Source organism: Flagellimonas algarum (assembly GCF_040513375.1).
Taxonomy (GTDB): domain Bacteria; phylum Bacteroidota; class Bacteroidia; order Flavobacteriales; family Flavobacteriaceae; genus Flagellimonas_B; species Flagellimonas_B algarum.
This window is the reverse complement of record NZ_JBEVTG010000002.1, coordinates 416,918-437,844: the sequence shown is the minus strand read 5'-3', so window position 1 is coordinate 437,844 and position 20,927 is coordinate 416,918. Positions and strand designations below refer to the sequence as shown.

The window sequence follows — 20,927 nt, the reverse complement described above, 5'->3', positions numbered from 1 at the left end:
AACTACTTTTTATCCAGACTGTATTTGCCCGGACCCAATAAGAAAATACAAAGGAAGAAAGCGGCGTACAACAAGGCTTTTTCGCGAACGCCGAAAGGATCGGCAGCATGAACGATAAAAGCCGCACCCAACATGGTCACTAAGGCCAGAAGGGAAGCGATCCTGGTCTTATACCCGATGATCAATAGGATAGGGGCGATGAATTCGCCGACTACCGCTAAAAACAGGGTAGGGGCCGCTCCGATACCGAAGGGGTTGGGAAACTCGAAATCACCGGCAATCAGTTTTTGGAATTTCGGGACTCCATGGGCCAACATCATGGCCGCAGGAGCAATTCTAAGAAGGGCAAGACCAATACTTGCCATGGAACCGTTTTTCATTCTAGGGGGATTTAGTCTGCGCAAAAATATAATTTTTCAACTTTAGTCATTGAAATTTTCTTAGAAAATCCCTCGTTTTAGTGCGAATTTCATTAAAAAAGCCTTGATTTATCCGACAAATCAAGGCTTTTTTTAAAGGTTTTACAAGAAGTTCAAAAGAGCTTTACCACAGTATCCTCATCCTGTATTTCAATTTTACGGATCAGTTTTTTGATACCAAGAGCACTGATTTTATACACCTTTGTACCGGTGGTCCAATGTTCTTTTCTGATACTCCCGGGCATCATCGGGAACCCATAGCTGAATTTTCCACCTTCCGGTTTTGGACCGACGACATAAAATTGGTGGCGGTTGGCCGAATTGTTCTTGATCTTGAACCGGATATATTGCACGGCACCTTGATCTTTGACCGCATTGCGATCGATCGCCTTGGCTATGGCCGCATCTATGGATGTAGGATTGGATCGCAATTCGATTTCGGCCTCCTGGGCCATACGGCCACCGATGGAGCGACTAGGAGCTACAATGGCTTTGCCCCATCCCCAGATATTCAATTCGACTTGATCTACGGTAAGTTCCGCAGCATCTACGGTTCCGTTTTCGTTACTGATATTCAAAGTGCCTACACGTCCTGATAGTTCCAGCTTTCCGTTCAAAGCCGAAGCAGTGAAGAACTCCCTGTTCAAATTGATGATTTTGGCGTTATCATTGGTGCCTTGTTCTACCCGCTTTAGATTAGGCGCTCCGATGGTGATTTGGATTCGTTTGGTGGGTTGGATCCATTTCAATTGATCGAGTTGGAGTTTTCCGTCCACCACCTCGGTATCGATCAAGGGGAGCAAGTTCGATTCGCCGGTTAGAGTGATACCTGCTTTGCGGTCAGCGTCTATAGTGATATCGGCATAGATCGAAATCGTGATGTCGGTAAGGTTTTCATACGCTATGGTCTTACTAATGATATTCCCGTTCCCTTTTACTTGGCCCTGCATGACCATTGCAAAGGTCAAAGCTATGATGTAAAGTGCTTTTTTCATGATGGTTATTAATTATGGGTTTGTATTCCGGATTCGGCACTATCAAAGACCGCACTATATTCGATGGTTTCAGGGCGATAATCGAAGGTGATTCGGCGGTTTTCTTGACAAGCCAGTTCGACTTGATCCGATTGGTTGACGAATTTGAAGGATACGCTGTTTTGTGCTGTCTTTTCCTCGAGCGTTACCTCATAAATACCATCCCCGTCCGTATCGGTCATCGGAATGGTCACCTGCCAAGAGGGCGAAGTGAATTGACCGCGGAGCCCCACATTCGCGACATTCGTAATGCCGTTCATATCAACTTTGAAGGTTACGGTTTTTGCATGCTCTTGTTGCACACAGGCTTGTAGGAAGGTTAGGAGCATCAACCCAAGGAATATTTGTTGCAAATGATTTTTCATGTGTTAGGATTTTAATAGTTTTTTGGAAATAAGATAATCGATGCCGAAGCGGCCCGAACCTAAATAGAGGTGGTAGAGCGCGACCCAGAGAAAGCCCATGGCCGGCAACATGCCCCAGACACCTTGTCCCCATTTTTGCAGAAAAATGGCCACCAACATCGTACAGGCAATCAAGAACGAGGCAATACGGGTTTTGAACCCGAAAGCAAGGAACAGACCACCTACGGCTTCACTGAAAGCGCCCATCCATGCGAAAAACACCGGCATGGCCGCGAAGATGCCCCCATATTCGGCCACATCCTGTGGAAACCAAGCCGACACTTCGAAGAGATTGAGGTTTTGGCCTTCCGGGGTCCATGGCATCCCGAATTTATCGGCGCCGAAACTAAGGGCCAATAACATCCCACAGACAAAACGCATGATGAAGAAGGTAAAATCGGCGATCCAATGTTTCTGTAGAATGGGATCGATTACTACGTGCAAGACTTTTTTCATGATGTCGGGTATTGTGATTGAACACTCCAAAAGTGAAAAAAGCGTTTGGGTACCGCGCCCCAAATCTTATCGAAGCGGCTCAAATACGATTTGAGACGTCTCAAAAAAACGTAAATATTTTATTATGAGGTTTTTAAATATTCCGACGGCGAAGTGTTGGTCAACTTTTTAAAGACACGGTTGAAGGTCGCTTTGCTATTGAATCCGCATTCATAAGCCATTCCCAAAAGCGAAAGTCGATCTTGCTGGTCTTCCGAAAGCATTTTTTTGAAGGCATCGACCCGATGCATGTTGATGAAATCGTTGAAGTTTTTACCGAAACCGATATTGATCGTCTCTGAAAGTTGTGCCCGTGTCATATTCGCCATAGCGGCCAAGTCGGCAAGGTTGAGCTCGGGGTCTAAATAAGGGCGTTGGTTTTCCATTACATCCTGCAAACGGTCTTTCGCTTCCTGGGGAATCGATTTTGGGTTTACCGTTGAAGGCTCAGGAATACTATCGCGGTTTGGGGCGAAACTGAAATCCAATTTTTTGAGTTTCGTGGTATCGGTAAAATACCCTTTGATGCCCACGTAAATTATGACCAAGCCGGCGAATAGGGTCATCCACCATTGTTGCACATAACTGAGTTCGACCACGAATTCATTGATGATGGTCTGTACCAAATCGTAAAGGTAAAGGGCCGAATACAGCGAAAGAAAGGTCAAGATCCAATTCAGTTCCAGTTTGTAGGTATTCGAAAAATACTGCTTGATCTTTTTGCGATAGAAATAGAACAATTGAAAGGTAAACGCTAGGTACAGCAAGTTTTGAAAGAAACCGAAAGCGGCGTAAATGGGTAAAACGAAGGCTTCGTCAAGGTGGATTTTCAAATAGCCGTTCTGGGTATCGTCAAAACCAGGTTGCGATGCGTCGTAAACGTAGATGACAATGCGATAGGTGATGATCAAAAAAGCGGGGAGGAAATGCCACCAATCCATTCTTCTAAACCTGAACGACGACATGGTGATCGACTTCACATATAAGTAAATCAAGGGCACGACGGCGACCGATAGTCCGATAAGGGCATAATTGATCTTGGTGTTTCGAAAGGTGTCGTACCAGCCCATAAACCCAACGGTATAGCACGTCTGGCTGTAGCAGGTAATCAACAGAATGAAAAATAGGAACAAATCGGCACTATTGCCTTTTTTCAAGTACCGCTGCAGAAGCAACAAGGCGAATAGCAATCCTTGTATGGTAAGAAGTAGCAAGGGCGTACTCCAAATATTAAAATCCGGAAAGGCTAAAAAATAGTTCATACGACTAGTTTAAAGGTAAGCAATCGTTGAAAATAATCGGTGTTTCTTTGCGGCTATCGCCAACTAGGGTTATCTTGTAACACTACAATGAATCAATCAAAAAGTAACCTTAAATCAAATTCGATGAAAAAACTGATGATTATGTGCCTGTCACTGATGACAGGAACCCTATTGTGGGCGCAGGACTTTTCGTTCAAAGCCGACGATATTAACATTGCCTACAAGAAATACACCTTGAAAAACGGCCTGACCCTCTTGGTCCATGAAGACCACAAGGCACCCATAGCCGCAGTCAACGTATGGTATCACGTAGGCTCGAAAAACGAAAAACCCGGAAAAAGCGGTTTTGCGCATTTATTCGAACACCTCATGTTCAATGGTAGCGAAAATTACAACACGGATTATTTTCAAGCTTTGGAGAGCATTGGAGGGACCGATTTGAACGGAACGACCAACAATGACCGAACGAATTACTTCCAAAATGTTCCACTGTCGGCATTGGATCAGGTGCTCTTTTTGGAATCCGACCGTATGGGCCACCTATTGGGTGCTATCGACCAAGCGAAATTAGACGAGCAACGCGGGGTGGTGCAGAACGAAAAGCGCCAGGGTGAAAACCAGCCCTATGGGATGCAATGGGATTACCTAACCAAAGCGATGTACCCGAAAGGGCATCCGTATTCTTGGACGGTCATCGGTGAAATGGCAGACCTCAATGCGGCTTCGTTGGAAGATGTACAAGAGTGGTTCAAGGCTTATTATGGGGCGGCTAATGCCGTATTGGCCGTTGCCGGTGACGTGAATCCCGATGAAGTCTATCAGAAAGTGGTCAAGTATTTCGGCGATATCCCATCAGGACCCACTATCGAGCGTCAAGAAGTGAATATTCCCGAAAAGAATTTCGACTCCTATCAAGTCTATCAAGATCGAGTTCCGGAAACTCGGGTGCTTTTCGCTTGGAATTCGCCGGAGTTCGGAGCCCGCGAGGATTTGCATTTCGATTTGATCTCGTCCATCCTCACCAGCGGGAAAAATTCGCGGTTGTACAAAAAGTTCATCTATGAAGACCAATCGGCCAGTGCCGCGGTCTCCTTTCAAGCATCTAGCGAAATCGCAAGTAACTTCATTACGTGGCTGAACGTCAAACCGGGCCAAGATGCCAAAAAATTAGAGCAGGAGTTGTGGGCCGAAATCCAGAAGTTCATGAACGAAGGGCCGACCGATGAGGAATTAAAACGCGTCAAGGCCTCTTATTTCTCCGGTTTCATCAAGGGGCTGGAGCGCATCGGTGGCTTTGGTGGGGTATCCGATATCTTGGCATCGAACGAGACCTATCATGGCGATGCTTCTTACTACAAGACCCAATTGAAATTCGTAGAAGAGGCAACTGCCGAAGACCTTAAGAAAACGGCCCAAAAATGGCTTTCGCGAGGCAAGCATATTTTGGTATGTCACCCTTTTCCTGAATATGGTATCGATGAATCGACGGTTGATCGTAGCGAGCTTCCTGCCTTAGGGGCCCAAAAAAGCTCCCAGTTCCCTGACCTACAGCGAACTGAATTAAAGAATGGATTGAAGGTGGTTTTGGCTCGTAGGACAGGGGTTCCAACCATGGTGGTCAACCTAGTACTCGATGCCGGATACAAGACCGACTACCTGTCAAGCGCCGGTACCGCTGAATTGTCAATGAACCTCATGGACGAGGGAACCAAGGATATGAGTTCGTTGCAAATCAATGAACAGTTACAACTATTGGGTGCTAGTTTGAGTACGTTTTCGAACCAAGACCTTTCGAATGTCTATATGAGTACCCTAAAACCGAGTTTGGGGGCCAGTTTGGATCTTTTTGCCAATGTAGTATTGAATCCGGTTTTTCCGCAAGCCGAATTCGACCGTTTAAAGGACCAACAGTTGAACGATATCCGTCAAGAAAAAACCCAACCGTTTTCGATGGCGCTACGGGTCATGAACAAATACATGTATGGGGATGACCATCCTTACAGCAGCCCTTACACGGGTACCGGATACGAAGAAACCGTTTCCAAATTGACGCGTGACGATGTTGTGGCCTTTTACGATACTTGGATGAAACCGAACAACGCCACCCTTATCGTAACCGGTGATATCGAAATGGATGAATTGAAAGGGATGCTTGAAAAACGATTCTCGAAGTGGAAGAAAGGCAATGTGCCCACGGTAACCTTCAAGGCACCCCAAACCAATACCAAGAATACGCTGTATTTGATGAACCGCCCAGAATCGCAACAGTCGGTCATCATTGCGGGTCACTTGACGGAAAAGTACGGTGATTTGTCAGAAGTTGCCCTAGAGCAAATGGTCAACATCTTGGGAGGTGATTTCACTTCAAGGATCAATATGAACCTACGTGAAGATAAGCATTGGTCTTACGGGGCCGGGGGCTTGGTCTTGGGGTCGAAAGAAGATCGCCCGTTCATTGTGTATTCTTCGGTACAGACCGATAAGACCGCTGAATCCGTTACGGAGTTCAAAAAGGAAATCACTGATTTCGTCACTACGCGCTTGGCAACCCAAGAAGAGCTTGATAAAGTCAAGACGAACCAAGTCTTGAAGCTGCCAGGCCAGTGGGAAACCAATGGTTCGGTAAACGGTAGTATCCGGAATTTGGTGCGGTATGGACTAGCCGATGACTACTACCAGAAGTACGATCAAAATGTTAGGAACCTATCTTTGGCTGACCTGCACAAGGTGAGCAAAGAGGTCGTCAAACCGGAAGCCGTAAACTGGTTTATGGTCGGTGACCGTGCGAAGATCATTGACAAATTAGATCAACTCGGTTTCGATAACATCATTGAAATCGATGCCGATGGTAACCCATTGGTACCGGCCATGCAAAATCCGGACACCGAAATCAAAAATTAATATGGAAATAAAAAGCCTCCCATTCGGGAGGCTTTTTTTTATTATCGCAATTTGGGATAGGCTTCGGGATCAGCTTCATGCATGATTCCATAAACCTTCTCAAAAATATCTTCTTCATTGGGTTTCGAAAAGTAATCCCCATCAGTGGCGTAGGCTGGGCGATGCGCCTTGGCGGTCAAAGTCTGAGGAGCACTGTCTAGGTAGGCATACCCTCCTTGTTTCTCGAGGATCTCTTGCATTAAATAGGCGGAGCAGCCCCCCGGTACATCCTCGTCGATGATCAACAAGCGATTCGTTTTTTGGATGCTTTTCAACACATCGTGTGCGGTATCGAAAGGGAGTAAAGATCGTGCATCGATCACTTCGGCATCAATGCCGACCTCCTGCAATTCCTGGGCTACTTTTGCTACGATCCGAAGGGTCGATCCATAAGAGAGCAAGGTGATGTCGGTACCTTCCCTTAAGGTTTCCACAACGCCGATCGGCGTACAAAAATCGCCTAAGTTTGCAGGTTTTAATTCTTTTAGGCGGTAGCCGTTCAAACTTTCGATGACCAGGGCGGGCTCATTGCCCTTCATTAAGGTATTGTAGAAGCCTGCCGCTTGGGTCATATTCCTCGGCGTTAGGATGTAGATACCGCGCAACAAATGGATGAGGCCTCCCATTTGGGAACCCGAATGCCATATCCCTTCAAGGCGATGTCCACGGGTCCTAATGATGAGTGGTGCGATTTGTTTTCCGACCGTACGGTAACGCAGGGTAGCCAAATCATCACTCAATGTTTGTAGGGCGTATAAGATATAGTCAAGGTATTGGATTTCGGCAATAGGTCGCAACCCCCGCATAGCCAATCCGATTCCTTGCCCGATGATCGTGGTTTCCCGTATCCCCGTATCGGCGATCCGAGTGGCCCCATACTTTTTTTGCAGTCCTTCAAGGCCTTGGTTCACATCACCGATGTTCCCGGTATCCTCACCAAAGATCATCGCCTCAGGATATTTGTTGAATAAGGCGTCGAAGTTGTCCCGCAAAATCACCCGTCCATCCACTTCTTCAGGGGCATCAGGATACATCGGGGCAATCGCTTCCACCGATGCCGTATCGAAGGGTTGCTCATGGAACAGTTCCGAACTGTATTTGGGTTGGGTGATCGCCATGAACCGATCGATCCATTCTTGAAGACGTTGCTTGGCTTCCGAAGATTCGCCGATCAAGTACCGAAGTGCTTTTCTGGCGTGTGACGCAATATCTTTCTTTATCGGTTCGTCAATGGCAATGAAATCATTCATCACCTTGGTGATGAACGTCCTATTCGCACTACCTTCGGCAGCTTGGGCCAATAAATCGACCAATTCTTTCTTTTGGGCGAGGTGCGGAGCCAAAAACTCCGACCAGGCTTCCTTCTTCGCGTTGCGGACTTGTTGCTTGATTCGCTTTTCAATCGCTTTCAGCGCTTCTTCAGTGGCGATATTGTTATCAATGATCCACTCGCGAAACCGCTTGTTGCAATCATTTTCGCGCTCCCATTCCAAACGTTCCGGTGATTTGTAGCGTTCGTGGGATCCCGAGGTGGAATGTCCTTGGGGTTGGGTCAGCTCCGTAACATGGATCAACACGGGCACGTGTTCGTCACGCGCGATATCCGACGCATTTTCATAGGCGTGGATCAAGGCGGTATAGTCCCACCCGGCGACTTTGAAGATTTCATAGCCTTTATTTTCGGTATCCCGTTGCAATCCTTTAAGGATTTCGGAGATATCGCCTTTTGTGGTATGGAATTCGGCCGGAACGGAAATGCCATACGCATCGTCCCAAATGCTCATGACCATCGGCACTTGCATCACTCCCGCGGCATTGATGGTCTCAAAGAAATGCCCTTCACTCGTACTTGCGTTGCCGATGGTACCCCAGGCGACTTCGTTACCATTGTTCGAAAACTTGGTTTGATCGATGTCCTTCACCTTGCGGTAGACCTGCGATGCTTGGGCCAATCCTAATAATCTTGGCATTTGACCAGCGGTACAAGAGATATCGGCACTACTGTTTTTTTGCTTGGTCAAGTCGACCCATTGCCCATCTTGGGTCATGCTATGGGTTACGAAATGCCCACCCATTTGGCGGCCGGCACTCATAGGTTCCTTTTCTATATCGGTCGTCGCATACAAACCATGGAAGAACGATTTGGGATCCAAATGTCCCAGCGCCATCATAAAGGTCTGATCGCGATAATACCCGCTTCTGAAATCCCCATCTTGAAAGGAACGGGCCATGGCCAATTGCGGCAGTTCTTTTCCATCACCGAAGATGCCGAATTTGGCTTTTCCGGTCAATACCTCACGCCTCCCTAAAAGGCTGCACTCACGACTGGTAACGGCGATTTCAAAGTCCCGAAGGATTTGTTCTTGAAAATCGTCGTACGAAATCGAGTTGTTTGCAGTAGCGTCGTCTGTCTTCATTAAGGGTGATGGATTTTTTGCAAAAGTAGTAAAAACCAAGCGTTTTTTACGCACCTGGGTTTTGAAAATCATTTATGAATTCACAATTTTTTGTTACAAAAATCACGAATACAAAAATGAAACGTTTAAAAAAGCCGAATATTTTACGAATACCTCAATTAAAACCACCTTCGGGTGAACAGACCGATAAGTGTTCTCGGGCTTACTGTGACTACAAAACGTATCGTCTCACTGTAATTCGGTTGGGCGATTTCCCAACCGTTATTCGAATAGATCGGAAAGTACAGCTCAAAGTAATCCGTAACCAGGTTCAATCGGATGCCCGAATCATAAACAAAGCGGGCGGATTCTCCCTTGTCACCAATAAACCCGACATCGCCATAGAGCTCGATCCAACGCCAAACGTTGAAACTCGCATTGGTAGTCGCGATCCAATCGCTTCCGAATTGATCATCGAATTGTGATTTGAACCCTCCTTCGGCAATGATGATCTGTTGGCTGGTCAAGCCCGAGTCTTCAGAGCGCCCGAGGTAATTCAAATCAAAAAGGTAGTCGGTGGGTCGATCGAGCGCAAAGCTGAAAAAATCGGAGGTGCTCTTGTTTCGCAGGAACTTACCCGCAAAGAAGCGCAGGTTCAATTGCCTGTTGCTTTCGAACAATCTCCGATACTCCAGTTCTAAGGACAGTTTCGTGAATTCACTCGAATGTTGGAAGTCCAACGAAGAGGACTTGAAATTGATGATGTCATTATGCACCTTGTCATACCGCACATTGAACACACTGTAATCGGGGTTGTTTTCCAGATCAAGATCAATGCTGTTGTCATTCAAAACCGTCTCATCGATATTTCGGAAAACATTTCGATGCCGGATCAATAACGATTGCCTTTTGTTCGAACGTAGGTCCTTGGGCCGCCAGCCGAAACTTATAGCCGGGGTAATCGTCGTGAAGCGCGAATTGGTCTGGAAATGTGAGGTACTGCCCCCTATGAAATAGTTCGAAACGAACAACTTGCCCTTATCGTGGTACTTGCGATATCGAAAACTAGCACGCCCGACGACCGTCTTTTCCAAGAAGGAATAGGCCGGTGAAAAGTCGTAATTGAAATTTCGTTCCAAAAAGGTCTTGTTGTAAATACGCAAGCCCGGTGTCACCCCGTCGTAAATATTGAAGTTCGCGATCGGCACATAAAAAACTTGGTTGTAATACGGGTCTTCGGTATCCTTGAAAAACCGGAATTGCAACTTCTTATTGCTGGAGAAAAATCCGTTCAAAGTCTTCCAATTATCACGCTGATTGAATTCAGGTATTTTTTGATCGTAGTTCAAGACCAATCGGTCTTCCCCTTGACGCGGAATCGTAAAGGTGGCCGATGAATCGATATCGGCATACCAGTATTTCGAAATGACCGAATCCTTGCGCAATCCGAACAAGGAAATGGGTACGTTGGTACCTCTTTTGTTCTTTAAGGTGAAGGTTATGGAGTCTTCTGATTTTTCGACGTTCTTGATCTTGAAATCGATTTTTTTGTTGGTTGCCACATATTCGTCGAAAAACCAATCGACCTGATCATCGGCACACTGTTCCAAAATGGTGCGAAAATCCTTGACCTTGGTCCTAGCATTCAGTCGGTGTACATCATAAAAATCAATGATCGTACTGTCGATGCGTTCGACACCTACATAATCGGCCAGATAGGATAGTCCCAATCCCGCTTTATATCGGTTGGCGATCCGTTCATTGAAAAGTACCAAAGAATCGGTTGGGGTGGTCAAGGCCTGATCGATGTTCTTTCGGGCCGAAAGCATTTGCAGTAAATTGTATTGTTCATTAAAGGCCATTTTGGCCAAATGAGACCGCCGTATTCCCCAGAGTCCCGCAAGCTTCCCGATCAGCTTTTGGTTCGGATAGTTGATCTCCACATACTTGATCATCAAATAATTGGCGATCGCGTCGTTCACCCAGCGTTCCTTACGAGGGTCGAAGAACAAGGTTTCCTTGAGCACGCTGTTCAAGGTGGTTTTTAAAAACATCATCTCGAACTGGAACTGTTCGCGATAGGGCCTAATGAAGGAGGGGAGTTGGTTGAGGCCGTACAAAGGGTTTTTGTTGTATTCCAAGGTGCTGACCAACACATTGTCATGGGGGTAACTCCCCAAGTTGTTGTGGATAAAACGAGCTACTTTATTAATGGAAATCCCTTGTGATATCTCATCATACCTGGAGTTCACAAGATCGCTACTGACCGTCATAAAAGGGGTCACATGTCGTGTGAACTGTTTTTCAGGAGTCAATATGATTTGGCAGTTCTTTCGATCGGACCCTCTGAGTTGAACTTGTTGACCACCCGGAAAATCCGACACGTTCGATTCAAGGAAATTGGAAGCCAAAAAAAGATCTTGGGGAAAAATGAAGTTGATATCGGTCGTTGTGACATCCGTATATAAGTCATCAAATCCCTTGTTGGAATACACATGCCATTCCCCATCGAAAACCGCAGGGCTGAGATACCAATCCTTTAGGTTGATGGTGCCGTCGGAGTTGTATCCGTATTTGGTGAACTTACCATCGGGGAGTTGAAGGGTGTAGGTGAAAAACAAACTGACTTCTTGGCCAGGTTGCAGCGGGCTATCCAAACCGACCCTGATGATATCGGCGGCCGGTTCCCGTTCCCACTGCAAGCCGGCATATCCTTTGTCGACCACGCTCGTCAGTATGGTAAATCCACGTTCCCGGTTTTTGGCCAAGTGTAGGCTGCGATTGAAGTCTTCACCAAAATGTCTCGCCAAGGGGGTGGTATTGCTCGAATAGGCGTTGTTCCAATCATTGAAATATAAATGGGAAAGTGCGATATCGCTCGCATTGTGGTAGGTGAACGATTGGGTGACCCGCACTTGGTTGTTCTGGGCATCGAGGGTAGCCGTAATGGTATTTTTATGTTGCCCCCATAGCATACAAGTGCAGCATACCAAGAGCGGCATTATGATTTTCTTCAAAAAAGAAAGCTTTACCAAATCGTTCAGCGCTTAAAAGTTAGGGCTCAATTCGCGACCTTTATAGAACGCATCGATAATCGAGACCACTTCTTCTTCCGTATCGACCAATTGGATCAAATCAAGGTCTTTCGGACTGATGTTTCCAGCTTCGAGCATGGTATTCTTGATCCAATCGATCAACCCGCCCCAAAATTCAGATCCAACCAAGATGATGGGGAAGGTGTGGATTTTATTCGTTTGGATAAGGGTCATCGCTTCAAAGAGCTCATCAAGTGTGCCAAATCCTCCTGGCATGACCACAAATCCTTGTGAATATTTGACGAACATCACTTTGCGAACGAAAAAGTAGTCGAAATCCAAACTTTTATCCGGGTCGATGAACGGATTGTCATGCTGCTCGAAGGGGAGGTCGATATTCAGCCCCACCGAAGTACCTCCGGCAAGATTGGCCCCTTTGTTTCCGGCCTCCATGATTCCTGGTCCGCCACCCGTTATGACCCCATAACCGGCGTTGGCGATGCTTTTGGCAACGTTTACGGCAAGGTCATAGTATTTTTCACCAGGTTGGGTTCGGGCCGAGCCGAAAACAGAGACGCAAGGGCCGATGGCACTCATTTTTTCAAATCCATTGACGAATTCTCCCATGATCTTGAATATGGCCCAAGAATCGTTGGTCTTGATCTCGTTCCAGCCCTTGTGGTGTTGTTCTTTCCTCATAATTCCTGTATTAAACCGCTTTGGCTATAGTGGTGTTGGTTTGATCCAACTCCTTTTTTAAAAACTTGGCGGTGTGGCTTTTATTGTCTTTGGCAACCTGTTCAGGGGTTCCTTTGGCGACCACCATGCCTCCGCCGCGCCCCCCTTCATAGCCGATATCGATGATGTGGTCCATCATTTTGATCACGTCCATATTGTGTTCGATCACCAAAACCGTATTTCCTTTGTCTACCAATTGTTCCAAAACCAACATCAGCACGCGAATATCTTCAAAATGAAGGCCGGTCGTAGGCTCGTCCAAGATGTAAAAGGTATTGCCGGTATCGCGTTTGGAAAGTTCTGTGGCCAGCTTTACCCGCTGGGCTTCGCCTCCTGAAAGGGTTGTCGATTGTTGGCCAAGACTAATGTATCCCAATCCCACATCTTGGATGGTTTTCAATTTGCGGTAGATTTTCGGAATATGCTCGAAAAAAGCGACGGCATCGTTGATGGTCATTTCGAGGACGTCGGCGATCGACTTGCCTTTATATCGGATTTCTAGCGTTTCACGATTGAAGCGTTTGCCATTGCAGGTCTCGCATTCCACATGCACATCGGGTAAAAAGTTCATTTCGATGACCCTGAGTCCACCTCCCATACAGGTTTCGCAGCGACCTCCTTGCACATTAAAGCTAAAACGTCCGGGTTTATAGCCGCGGATCGTCGCTTCGGTGGTCTTGGCGAATAAAGAACGAATCTCACTGAACACCCCGGTATAGGTTGCCGGGTTCGAACGTGGGGTGCGGCCTATGGGCGATTGGTTGATATCGATGACTTTGTCGATATGTTGCAAACCGGTAATTTTCTTATAGGGCATGGGTTTGCGCACGCCATTAAAATAATGGGCGTTCATGATCGGATACAAGGTCTCGTTGATCAAGGTGGATTTTCCGCTTCCAGACACCCCGGTTACCCCGATCAACTTCCCCAAGGGAAATTCAACGGTGATGTCCTTAAGGTTGTTGCCGGTGCATCCGGACAAGACGATTTTCTTGCCATTGCCCTTCCTTCGTTTTTCAGGAACCGGTATGGTTTTGCTCCCGGTGATGTATGCCGCTGTAAGGGTTTGCTGTTCCTGGAGTTCGGAGGGTGGTCCTTCCGAAATGATCTCTCCACCATGTTTTCCGGCCTTTGGACCAATGTCGATGACGTGATCGGCATGTTCGATCATATCGCGATCGTGTTCTACCACGATCACCGAATTTCCAATGTCTCGTAACGACACCAAAGACTGTATGAGTCGTTCGTTATCCCTTTGGTGTAAGCCGATACTGGGTTCGTCCAAGATGTAGAGCACACCGACCAATTGGGAGCCGATCTGGGTGGCCAAACGAATGCGCTGGGCCTCTCCACCCGAAAGGGATTTCGAGCTTCGGTTCAATGAAAGGTAATCGAGTCCGACATCAAGGAGAAAACGGATCCGCGTACGGATTTCCTTTACGATTTCCTCCGCGATCTTCTTTTGGTCACCTTGCATTTCCGCTTGGAAGGACTCAAAGAACCGTGCGAGTTCCATAATATCAAGACCGGCCAGTTCAGCGATATTGCGACCGCCCACCTTGAAGTAAAGTGATTCTTTTCGCAACCTCGCCCCATGGCAGCTCGGGCAGTCCATTTTATCCATGTAATCCTTTGCCCATCGCTTGATGGACGCGGAATTCGATTCTTCGAATTGGTTCTTGATGAAGTTGCAGATCCCCTCATAATCGATCGCATAGTTTCTTTTGACCCCTAGGGTTTTTGAATCGACCGAAAAGCGTTCTTTTCCACCATGCATGATGATTTGCATGGCTTCTTCCGGAATCTTCTCCAATGGGGTCTCCAAATCGAAACCGTAACGTTGCCCTATGGTTTCGAGTTGCTTGAAGGCCCAAGACTTTTTGTATTCCCCTAATGGGGCAATACCACCGGCTTTGATACTTAGCTTGCGGTTGGGGAATATCTTCTTTTCGTTTACCTCGTAAACGTGACCCAATCCACTACAGCTGGGGCACATCCCTTTTGGTGAATTGAAGGAAAAAGTGTTCGGTTCGGGAGTAGGATAGGAGATGCCCGAACTGGGGCACATGAGATCCCGGCTGAAGTAACGGGGATCGGATGCATCGGCCTCCAAGACCATCAATACATTGTTGCCACTATACATGGCCGTGTTGATCGTTTCGCCCAGTCTTTTGTCAAGCTCATCGGAAGGATTGACTTGTAACCGATCGATTACGATTTCGATATCATGGGTCTTATAGCGATCGACCTTCATCCCTTTGACGATATCGACGATTTCACCATCGACCCTGACCTTTACGAAACCTTGTTTCGCGATTTGTTCGAAAAGCTCGCGGTAATGCCCTTTTCTTGATTTGATTACCGGCGCCAGTATGTTGATCCGTTTGCCTTCATAGGCCTCTATGATCAATTGTTTGATCTGTTCATCACTATAACTGACCATCTTTTCGCCGGTCTCATAGCTATAGGCATCGGCGGCCCTGGCATAAAGCAATCGAAGGAAATCGTACACCTCGGTAATCGTGCCTACCGTAGAGCGGGGCGATCTGGAAGTGGTTTTCTGTTCTATCGCGATTACAGGTGAAAGCCCGTCGATCTTATCGACGTCAGGACGTTCGAGCCCACCGAGGAATTGCCGGGCATAAGCTGAAAACGTTTCGATGTAACGGCGCTGGCCTTCGGCGTAAATAGTGTCAAAAGCCAGTGATGATTTTCCACTACCCGATAGTCCGGTAATGACCACCAGCTTTTCACGCGGTATGGTGACATCAATGTTTTTGAGGTTGTGGACCCTTGCTCCACGGACTTCGATATTTTCTTCGAAATTGATCATAGCACAAGCTGCTAAAATAATCAATTGGGGTGTAAAACGGAAGCCGGTCAAAGCTTACATTTTGTAAATCATCAACCAAAGCGTACCTTAAGAAAAAATAGGCCATCATGCGTTCATTACCGCTCGTTTCCCTTTGTTTCCTGTTCATGGTTTTAAGTGCCCCCCTCAGTCTGACCGGCCAAGAAATCCGGAGCGTCATTGTCGATGCCGACACCGGCAATGAGGTCGATGACCCCTATGCCTTGACCCGAATTTTGCTGGAACCATCGGTAAAGGTCACCGCTTTGAACGCAGCCCATTGGCAAACCAGTCATTGGTCGATCGACAAAAGCATGGAGAACAGCCATCGGTTGAACCAACAGCTGCTAGGTGAATTGGGCCTAGAGGTAAAAACCTTGCGTGGTGGTGCTGCCAGGACCTATGACTGGGGTGATCGGGCCCAACATTCCGCAGCGGCATATGAGATCATACGCCAGGCGCAGCATTCCGATTCGGTGACGATCCTTGTTCTTGGGGCTTTGACCAATGTGGCTTCCGCGATGCTGATAGCACCTGAAATCGCTTCCAAACTGACGATTTTTTGGTTGGGAACCACCCTTGATTTCGAAACGCAGGTATTGAAGCGCAATGATTTCAACCCACTGATGGATCCTTTTGCCTTGGATCTTGTGCTCGATTCGGAAGCTGATTTGCATATCATGCCAATCAACGTGGCGGTTGAAATGGAAATCGCATACCTTGATTTGGAACGGTCCATAGGACAACACAAAATCGGCAAGTATCTATTGAAGCGTTGGGACGATCATATCGACGGGTCGCGACAACGCAGGATCCTGTGGGATTTGGGATTGGTGGCCGCATTTATCCATCCGGAGTTCGCTACCAGCCAGACGATTACAACTTCACGCGACAGCGGCAACCGCCCGGTGACCTTTTATGATTCTATTGATGTCCAAGCGATTTATCGTGATTTTTACAATACCCTTTTGGCTTTTGAACCGGAGTAGGGTATTTTTAAGGTTCTAAAATCGCAAGTATGAAGTTATTGGGTATTGGATCCCGAATCGACCATCCGGAATATGGAAAAGGGGTGGTCACCAATGTCTCTTCACAACATTATTGGGTCACATTCATTGCAAACGGGCTGGAAACCATTGGTTTGGATTCGGAGTTTGAAGTCATTGAACGTGCAGATGATGATGTAGACACCGTCAGTCTTTTTGATGTGGAAAGCAGTTTGGTCTCTATTTTGAAAAAATGGGGTGATACCCACGAAAGGGTGGCCTTGGCCGATAAGTGGAAAGGGGGGAAGTTGATTTTGGAACCTGGGGAGGACCTCGCTGCCAAAGAAATGCCAATTGCCACTTTTTTCCACAAAATCGTCATGGTTCGCGATCGTCTGCGGGTGATGGAGCAAAAGATCAACAGCAGCAAGACCCTTGATGATCAAGACAAGGTCGAATTGCAACAGTACATCACTAGGATTTATGGGTCTTTGACCAGTTTCAATGTGTTGTTCAAAAACGATAGCGATCGCTTTGTGGGGGAAAAAAGCAAATAAAAAGCCGTTACAAGATGCAGTGCGGGCGGCTTATGAGGTTTTAGCGGAACGTTATGACGCTAAAATCGACACCAAGCCACACAACGCCCTGTATGATCGTCCGAATACCTTGGGCCTAATTGGAGAGGTGGCAGGCAAGCATGTGCTTGATGCGGCATGTGGTCCAGGAAAATATGCTGAAATCCTTTTGGGGCAAGGCGCGAAAGTCACCGGTTTCGACTTCAGCCCGAAAATGGTCGAGCTGGCGAAAAAAAGGAATCCGAATGCCGGGGAGTTCTTTGTACACGATTTGTCTACGCCCTTAGATCGCTTTGATGACGGCAGTTTCGATACCGTGCTCTGTGCGTTGGCTATGCATTATATCGAAGATTGGGATAGGGTCTTCAAGGAGTTCAATCGGGTCTTGCGCCCGGATGGCCAAGTCGTCCTGTCCATTGAACATCCTTTTTTTTGCTACGGGTATTTTAAATCCACTAACTATTTTGAAATCGAGGCCGTGAAAGCGACTTGGTCCGGTTTCGGAAAGAAAGTCATAGTCGATAGTTATCGTCGATCCCTCCATGATTGTATGCAGCCTATATTGGAAAACGGTTTCGTCATCGACGCTTTCATAGAACCCAAACCGCTTCCGGAATTCAAGGAATCGGACCCCAAACACTACAAGGAACTCATGGCGTTTCCGGCTTTTTTATGTCTAAGGGCCAGAAAATCAGTCTAAACGGCTTCTTTTTTCTCACTTAAATATTTCCAGTAACGCTTGGGAACATGTTGGGTGTGGAGCTTGCGATTGATCCTTGATTGGATGTTGGTGCTTTTGAAATAGTTATTCCACAACGATTGGTATTCGTATTCTTCCGTTTCAAAGGCCTTGTTATGGGCGATTCGGTTATAATGGACTTCATTGAGATCCAAGGAAACGATCTCGACCCCTTCCATATCATAGAATATCCCATAGCGCCGTTTCACGTCATAAATCAACCACTTCTGGTCTGCATAGCGGTTTCTAAAATGTTTTGATATCAAAGGCAAGACATCGAAATCAGGCGCGATATTCGCAAAGTAGATGTTGTCTTTGGTCAATTGAAATCGGACAAAGGCTTCCATGCGATGTTTTTCGCGTCCAACTTTTTTGGCTTGCGCATTGACATAAAGAATCACATCATCACTGAAATCGGTATGTTTCCCCTGTTGTTCCATCACTTTGCGGATGTAATGATAACAGTGCATCTCGATGCCGGTGGCCTCACTCAAAAAGGCGAAGTAAATGTTGGATATGGCGTTGTAGTTCTTTTTTCGAACCCCGTTCCAAACCCGCTTGGCCTTTTCGACATGGGTAAAGATGGTTTCGTTGTCTGAAAACAAACCGCTTTGGTCCCTGCCGTTCTTTTGGATGTCGGCCAATTGTAATTTTTGTTCAAAAGCGATATACACCGCGGTTAAGAAGCCGTTGAAACTTCCGTCGTAGATCAAGGTTTTCATTTCGTTCATCATCATAGTATTAAGAGGTTAAGTACCCAATCTGTTTTTTCAAGGTCTTCAAGGATTTTTTAGTGCGGCTACGAAAGGCGATAAAGCCGTAGCCCATATCCAAAATGACCCTTCTTTTCCGTTCCAAATAAGTGGTCTTCGTTGTGGTTGTGTGTATGATATTCGTTTTCATCGGCTCATAATTTAGGCGAACAGGGTCAATTGTTGTTGTTGGTGGCTATTGAATTTGCTCGTGGATCGCTGTAAGATCCGACCTTTGATGGTGTCGGCATCGAGGTCCTTACGTTGCCAATCCCGACTATCGCAAACTAGAAAATAGTGCGCCCGGTTCAGGCTAACCCCGATTTTTTTAAGATGCTCCCAATTCAACTTTCTGAATCGGCGTGCTTTGATGATCTTTCCGACGGATCGCATCCCGAGTCCGGGTACCCGGGCCAAAAGCGACTTATCGGCGCGATTGACGTCAACCGGAAAATGATGTAGGTTGCGTAAGGCCCAAGAAAGTTTGGGGTCGATTTCCATATCAAGATCGGGATATTGATCATTCAAAAGTTCGTTGACCTGAAACCCGTAAAAACGTAACAGCCAATCGGTTTGGTACAATCGGTTTTCACGTAGTACGGGCACTTGCGTCCCTAAAGCTGGCAATCGGCTATCGTTTAACACCGGGACATAGCCTGAATAATACACCCGCTTCATTTGGTATTTCCGGTAGTAGTAGGTGGCCGAATACATGATGTCTTTATCCGATTCCCCGGTCGCACCCACGATCATCTGGGTGCTTTGGCCGGCAGGGGCGTATTTTGGGGTGCTTTTGATCAGCTTGCGCTCATTGCGGTAACGGACGATTTCATCCGTAACCTTTCGCATGGGGCGAATGAAGTCTTCATGCTTTTTATCCGGAGCCAGCTTTTTCAGACCAGAAATGGTAGGCACCTCGATATTGACCGATAAACGGTCGGCAAAAAGGCCGGCCTCGTACATGAGTTCATCACTGCAACCGGGAATGGATTTCAAGTGGATGTACCCATTGAAGTTTTGCTCGCGCAACCTACGGGCAACCGCGACAAGCCGTTCCATGGTATGATCGGGACTCTTGAAAATACCCGAACTCAGAAAGAGGCCCTCGATATAGTTCCTGCGGTAGAAATTGATGGTCAAGTCGACCACTTCCTGGATCTTGAAGGCAGCGCGTTTGACGTCATTGCTCTTGCGCGTTACACAATAGGCACAGTCGAATATACAGTGGTTGGTCAGTAGGATCTTTAATAGGGACACACAGCGCCCATCTTCGGTATAACTATGACAAATGCCCATTTTCGAAGCATTGCCCAGCCCCTTTTTGGTATTGGTGCGATTGCTGCCACTACTGGCGCAAGACACGTCGTATTTCGCGGCATCCGCGAGGATATTCAATTTTTCTGTGATACGATCAAAACCCATAGTTGGAAATATTCCAATCAAAAATATGGAAATAATCCAATAATTGGAAATAATCCAAAAAATATTTTGGAAATAATCCGAATTGGCTATATTTGAGTATGGAAAACGAATTGACCCTCAAACGATTTATCGAAGTACGACGTGAATTGGGGTATACCCAAGCGGAGTTTGCCAAGTTATTGGGGATCTCGAATACCACGGCCGATATCGAACGCGGCCGTACGAAGTTGTCGGGCAAGGTGGTGATGGAGTTGTTACGTCAGTTCAAGATCAATCCGTTGTGGCTGTTCAGTGAAAACGAATCCAAACACTTAGAACCTTCACACACCCATGTAATCCCTAAAGTCGTTACCGTTGACCGCTCCGACAAAGACAATATGGTCTTGGTCAATGCCAAGGCCGCTGCGGGTTACCCCCAGAACATCCAAGACACCAGTTGGTACCAGCAACTCCCTGCCTTTGACCTGCCGATACCCGAATTTCGAAATGCGACCTATCGCGGCTTTCAAGTAGAGGGCGATAGCATGTTGCCGAACCTGAGACCGGGGGAGTGGGTGCTGGCCCGGGCCATCGAGCATGTCGACCATGTCAGTCCCAACAAGATGTACGTTGTGGTCTTACAAGATTCGGTGATGGTCAAGAAAATCGAAAAGCGACCCAACTCCAACAACATCACTTTGATTTCCTTGAACGAAACCTACCCTCCGTATGATATCAAACCCTTCCAGATCCAAGAGATTTGGGAAGTCAGCAGCAAATTGACCTTTCATGTCGATGCGACTACCGATCATGGTTTGTTGAAACAGCTGCAAGCCTCTATGGAAGAATTGAAACGACAGGTAGGGCAGTCGAATAATTAAGAACTTTCCCCTATATTTA

General features: G+C 46.8%; 17 protein-coding genes. 5 read left to right on the top strand and 12 right to left on the bottom strand.

Annotation, left to right across the window (positions count from 1 at the left end):
* Window positions 1-2: 2 nt before the first annotated feature.
* The 5 genes from ABV409_RS09200 to ABV409_RS09180 all read right to left on the bottom strand — a co-directional run bounded on the left by ABV409_RS09200 (window position 3) and on the right by ABV409_RS09180 (window position 3,614).
* On the bottom strand, window positions 3-380 hold the full coding sequence (locus tag ABV409_RS09200) for a DoxX family protein (RefSeq protein ID WP_353877291.1): 378 nt from the start codon (window positions 378-380) through the stop codon (window positions 3-5).
* A gap of 152 nt (window positions 381-532) precedes the next feature.
* On the bottom strand, window positions 533-1,414 hold the full coding sequence (locus tag ABV409_RS09195; protein ID WP_353877290.1) for a GIN domain-containing protein: 882 nt from the start codon (window positions 1,412-1,414) through the stop codon (window positions 533-535).
* 8 nt (window positions 1,415-1,422) lie between these two features.
* Entirely contained in the window at window positions 1,423-1,818 is a 396-nt protein-coding gene (locus ABV409_RS09190) for a hypothetical protein (protein WP_353877289.1), read from the bottom strand.
* 3 nt (window positions 1,819-1,821) lie between these two features.
* Window positions 1,822-2,313, bottom strand: coding sequence for a DoxX family protein (locus ABV409_RS09185; protein WP_353877288.1), 492 nt, complete (start codon window positions 2,311-2,313; stop codon window positions 1,822-1,824).
* Between the two features lie 122 nt (window positions 2,314-2,435).
* Complete coding sequence (locus ABV409_RS09180) at window positions 2,436-3,614, bottom strand: helix-turn-helix domain-containing protein (RefSeq protein ID WP_353877287.1); 1,179 nt, start codon at window positions 3,612-3,614, stop codon at window positions 2,436-2,438.
* 123 nt (window positions 3,615-3,737) lie between these two features.
* Between ABV409_RS09180 and ABV409_RS09175 the strand changes: the two genes are divergently transcribed.
* Window positions 3,738-6,515, top strand: a complete 2,778-nt coding sequence (locus ABV409_RS09175; protein ID WP_353877286.1) for a M16 family metallopeptidase — start codon at window positions 3,738-3,740, stop codon at window positions 6,513-6,515.
* 41 nt (window positions 6,516-6,556) lie between these two features.
* On the opposite strand, the gene ABV409_RS09170 is transcribed toward ABV409_RS09175, so the two are convergent.
* From ABV409_RS09170 to uvrA, 4 genes are all read right to left on the bottom strand, one after another.
* Window positions 6,557-8,971, bottom strand: coding sequence for an alpha-ketoacid dehydrogenase subunit alpha/beta (locus ABV409_RS09170; RefSeq protein ID WP_353877285.1), 2,415 nt, complete (start codon window positions 8,969-8,971; stop codon window positions 6,557-6,559).
* Between the two features lie 158 nt (window positions 8,972-9,129).
* Window positions 9,130-11,967, bottom strand: coding sequence for a gluzincin family metallopeptidase (locus ABV409_RS09165; RefSeq protein ID WP_353877284.1), 2,838 nt, complete (start codon window positions 11,965-11,967; stop codon window positions 9,130-9,132).
* A 30-nt stretch (window positions 11,968-11,997) separates the two neighbouring features.
* Window positions 11,998-12,684 (bottom strand): LOG family protein, encoded by a 687-nt coding sequence (locus ABV409_RS09160; protein WP_353877283.1) that lies wholly within the window; start codon window positions 12,682-12,684, stop codon window positions 11,998-12,000.
* Between the two features lie 10 nt (window positions 12,685-12,694).
* Window positions 12,695-15,556: an excinuclease ABC subunit UvrA gene (gene uvrA, locus ABV409_RS09155; RefSeq protein ID WP_353877282.1), complete on the bottom strand. Its 2,862-nt coding sequence runs from the start codon at window positions 15,554-15,556 to the stop codon at window positions 12,695-12,697.
* Window positions 15,557-15,663: 107 nt separating this feature from the next.
* On the opposite strand from uvrA, the gene ABV409_RS09150 reads away from it, so the two are divergent.
* From ABV409_RS09150 to ABV409_RS09140, 3 genes are read left to right on the top strand one after another with little or no spacing between them, the layout of a single operon-like run.
* On the top strand, window positions 15,664-16,563 hold the full coding sequence (locus ABV409_RS09150) for a nucleoside hydrolase (protein WP_353877281.1): 900 nt from the start codon (window positions 15,664-15,666) through the stop codon (window positions 16,561-16,563).
* Between the two features lie 29 nt (window positions 16,564-16,592).
* A complete protein-coding gene (locus tag ABV409_RS09145) occupies window positions 16,593-17,117 on the top strand; it encodes a DUF8685 domain-containing protein (RefSeq protein WP_353877280.1) in 525 nt (174 codons plus the stop codon).
* Between the two features lie 19 nt (window positions 17,118-17,136).
* Window positions 17,137-17,835 (top strand): class I SAM-dependent methyltransferase, encoded by a 699-nt coding sequence (locus tag ABV409_RS09140; protein ID WP_353877279.1) that lies wholly within the window; start codon window positions 17,137-17,139, stop codon window positions 17,833-17,835.
* Here the strand turns inward: ABV409_RS09140 and ABV409_RS09135 are convergent.
* Genes ABV409_RS09135 through ABV409_RS09125 form a run of 3 tightly spaced genes read right to left on the bottom strand, consistent with a single transcriptional unit; the run spans window position 17,832 to window position 20,048 of the window.
* Complete coding sequence (locus ABV409_RS09135; RefSeq protein ID WP_353877278.1) at window positions 17,832-18,611, bottom strand: TIGR03915 family putative DNA repair protein; 780 nt, start codon at window positions 18,609-18,611, stop codon at window positions 17,832-17,834. The two genes, ABV409_RS09140 and ABV409_RS09135, sit on opposite strands and share 4 nt — an antisense overlap.
* Before the next feature lie 4 nt (window positions 18,612-18,615).
* Window positions 18,616-18,777 (bottom strand): hypothetical protein, encoded by a 162-nt coding sequence (locus ABV409_RS09130; protein WP_353877277.1) that lies wholly within the window; start codon window positions 18,775-18,777, stop codon window positions 18,616-18,618.
* Window positions 18,778-18,788: 11 nt separating this feature from the next.
* Window positions 18,789-20,048, bottom strand: coding sequence for a putative DNA modification/repair radical SAM protein (locus ABV409_RS09125; protein ID WP_353877276.1), 1,260 nt, complete (start codon window positions 20,046-20,048; stop codon window positions 18,789-18,791).
* Window positions 20,049-20,146: 98 nt separating this feature from the next.
* Between ABV409_RS09125 and ABV409_RS09120 the strand changes: the two genes are divergently transcribed.
* Complete coding sequence (locus ABV409_RS09120; protein ID WP_353877275.1) at window positions 20,147-20,908, top strand: XRE family transcriptional regulator; 762 nt, start codon at window positions 20,147-20,149, stop codon at window positions 20,906-20,908.
* Window positions 20,909-20,927: the final 19 nt, after the last annotated feature.

Excerpts from the sequence above, each read along its gene's own strand:
- ABV409_RS09195 (WP_353877290.1), bottom strand. The coding sequence starts at position 1,414 with ATGAAAAAAGCACTTTACATCATAGCTTTGACCTTTGCAATGGTCATG.
- ABV409_RS09150 (WP_353877281.1), top strand. The coding sequence starts at position 15,664 with ATGCGTTCATTACCGCTCGTTTCCCTTTGTTTCCTGTTCATGGTTTTA.
- ABV409_RS09130 (WP_353877277.1), bottom strand. The coding sequence starts at position 18,777 with ATGAAAACGAATATCATACACACAACCACAACGAAGACCACTTATTTG.
- ABV409_RS09190 (WP_353877289.1), bottom strand. The coding sequence starts at position 1,818 with ATGAAAAATCATTTGCAACAAATATTCCTTGGGTTGATGCTCCTAACC.
- ABV409_RS09145 (WP_353877280.1), top strand. The coding sequence starts at position 16,593 with ATGAAGTTATTGGGTATTGGATCCCGAATCGACCATCCGGAATATGGA.
- ABV409_RS09185 (WP_353877288.1), bottom strand. The coding sequence starts at position 2,313 with ATGAAAAAAGTCTTGCACGTAGTAATCGATCCCATTCTACAGAAACAT.
- ABV409_RS09170 (WP_353877285.1), bottom strand. The coding sequence starts at position 8,971 with ATGAAGACAGACGACGCTACTGCAAACAACTCGATTTCGTACGACGAT.
- ABV409_RS09175 (WP_353877286.1), top strand. The coding sequence starts at position 3,738 with ATGAAAAAACTGATGATTATGTGCCTGTCACTGATGACAGGAACCCTA.
- ABV409_RS09180 (WP_353877287.1), bottom strand. The coding sequence starts at position 3,614 with ATGAACTATTTTTTAGCCTTTCCGGATTTTAATATTTGGAGTACGCCC.
- ABV409_RS09120 (WP_353877275.1), top strand. The coding sequence starts at position 20,147 with ATGGAAAACGAATTGACCCTCAAACGATTTATCGAAGTACGACGTGAA.
- ABV409_RS09200 (WP_353877291.1), bottom strand. The coding sequence starts at position 380 with ATGAAAAACGGTTCCATGGCAAGTATTGGTCTTGCCCTTCTTAGAATT.
- uvrA (WP_353877282.1), bottom strand. The coding sequence starts at position 15,556 with ATGATCAATTTCGAAGAAAATATCGAAGTCCGTGGAGCAAGGGTCCAC.
- ABV409_RS09125 (WP_353877276.1), bottom strand. The coding sequence starts at position 20,048 with ATGGGTTTTGATCGTATCACAGAAAAATTGAATATCCTCGCGGATGCC.
- ABV409_RS09160 (WP_353877283.1), bottom strand. The coding sequence starts at position 12,684 with ATGAGGAAAGAACAACACCACAAGGGCTGGAACGAGATCAAGACCAAC.
- ABV409_RS09135 (WP_353877278.1), bottom strand. The coding sequence starts at position 18,611 with ATGATGATGAACGAAATGAAAACCTTGATCTACGACGGAAGTTTCAAC.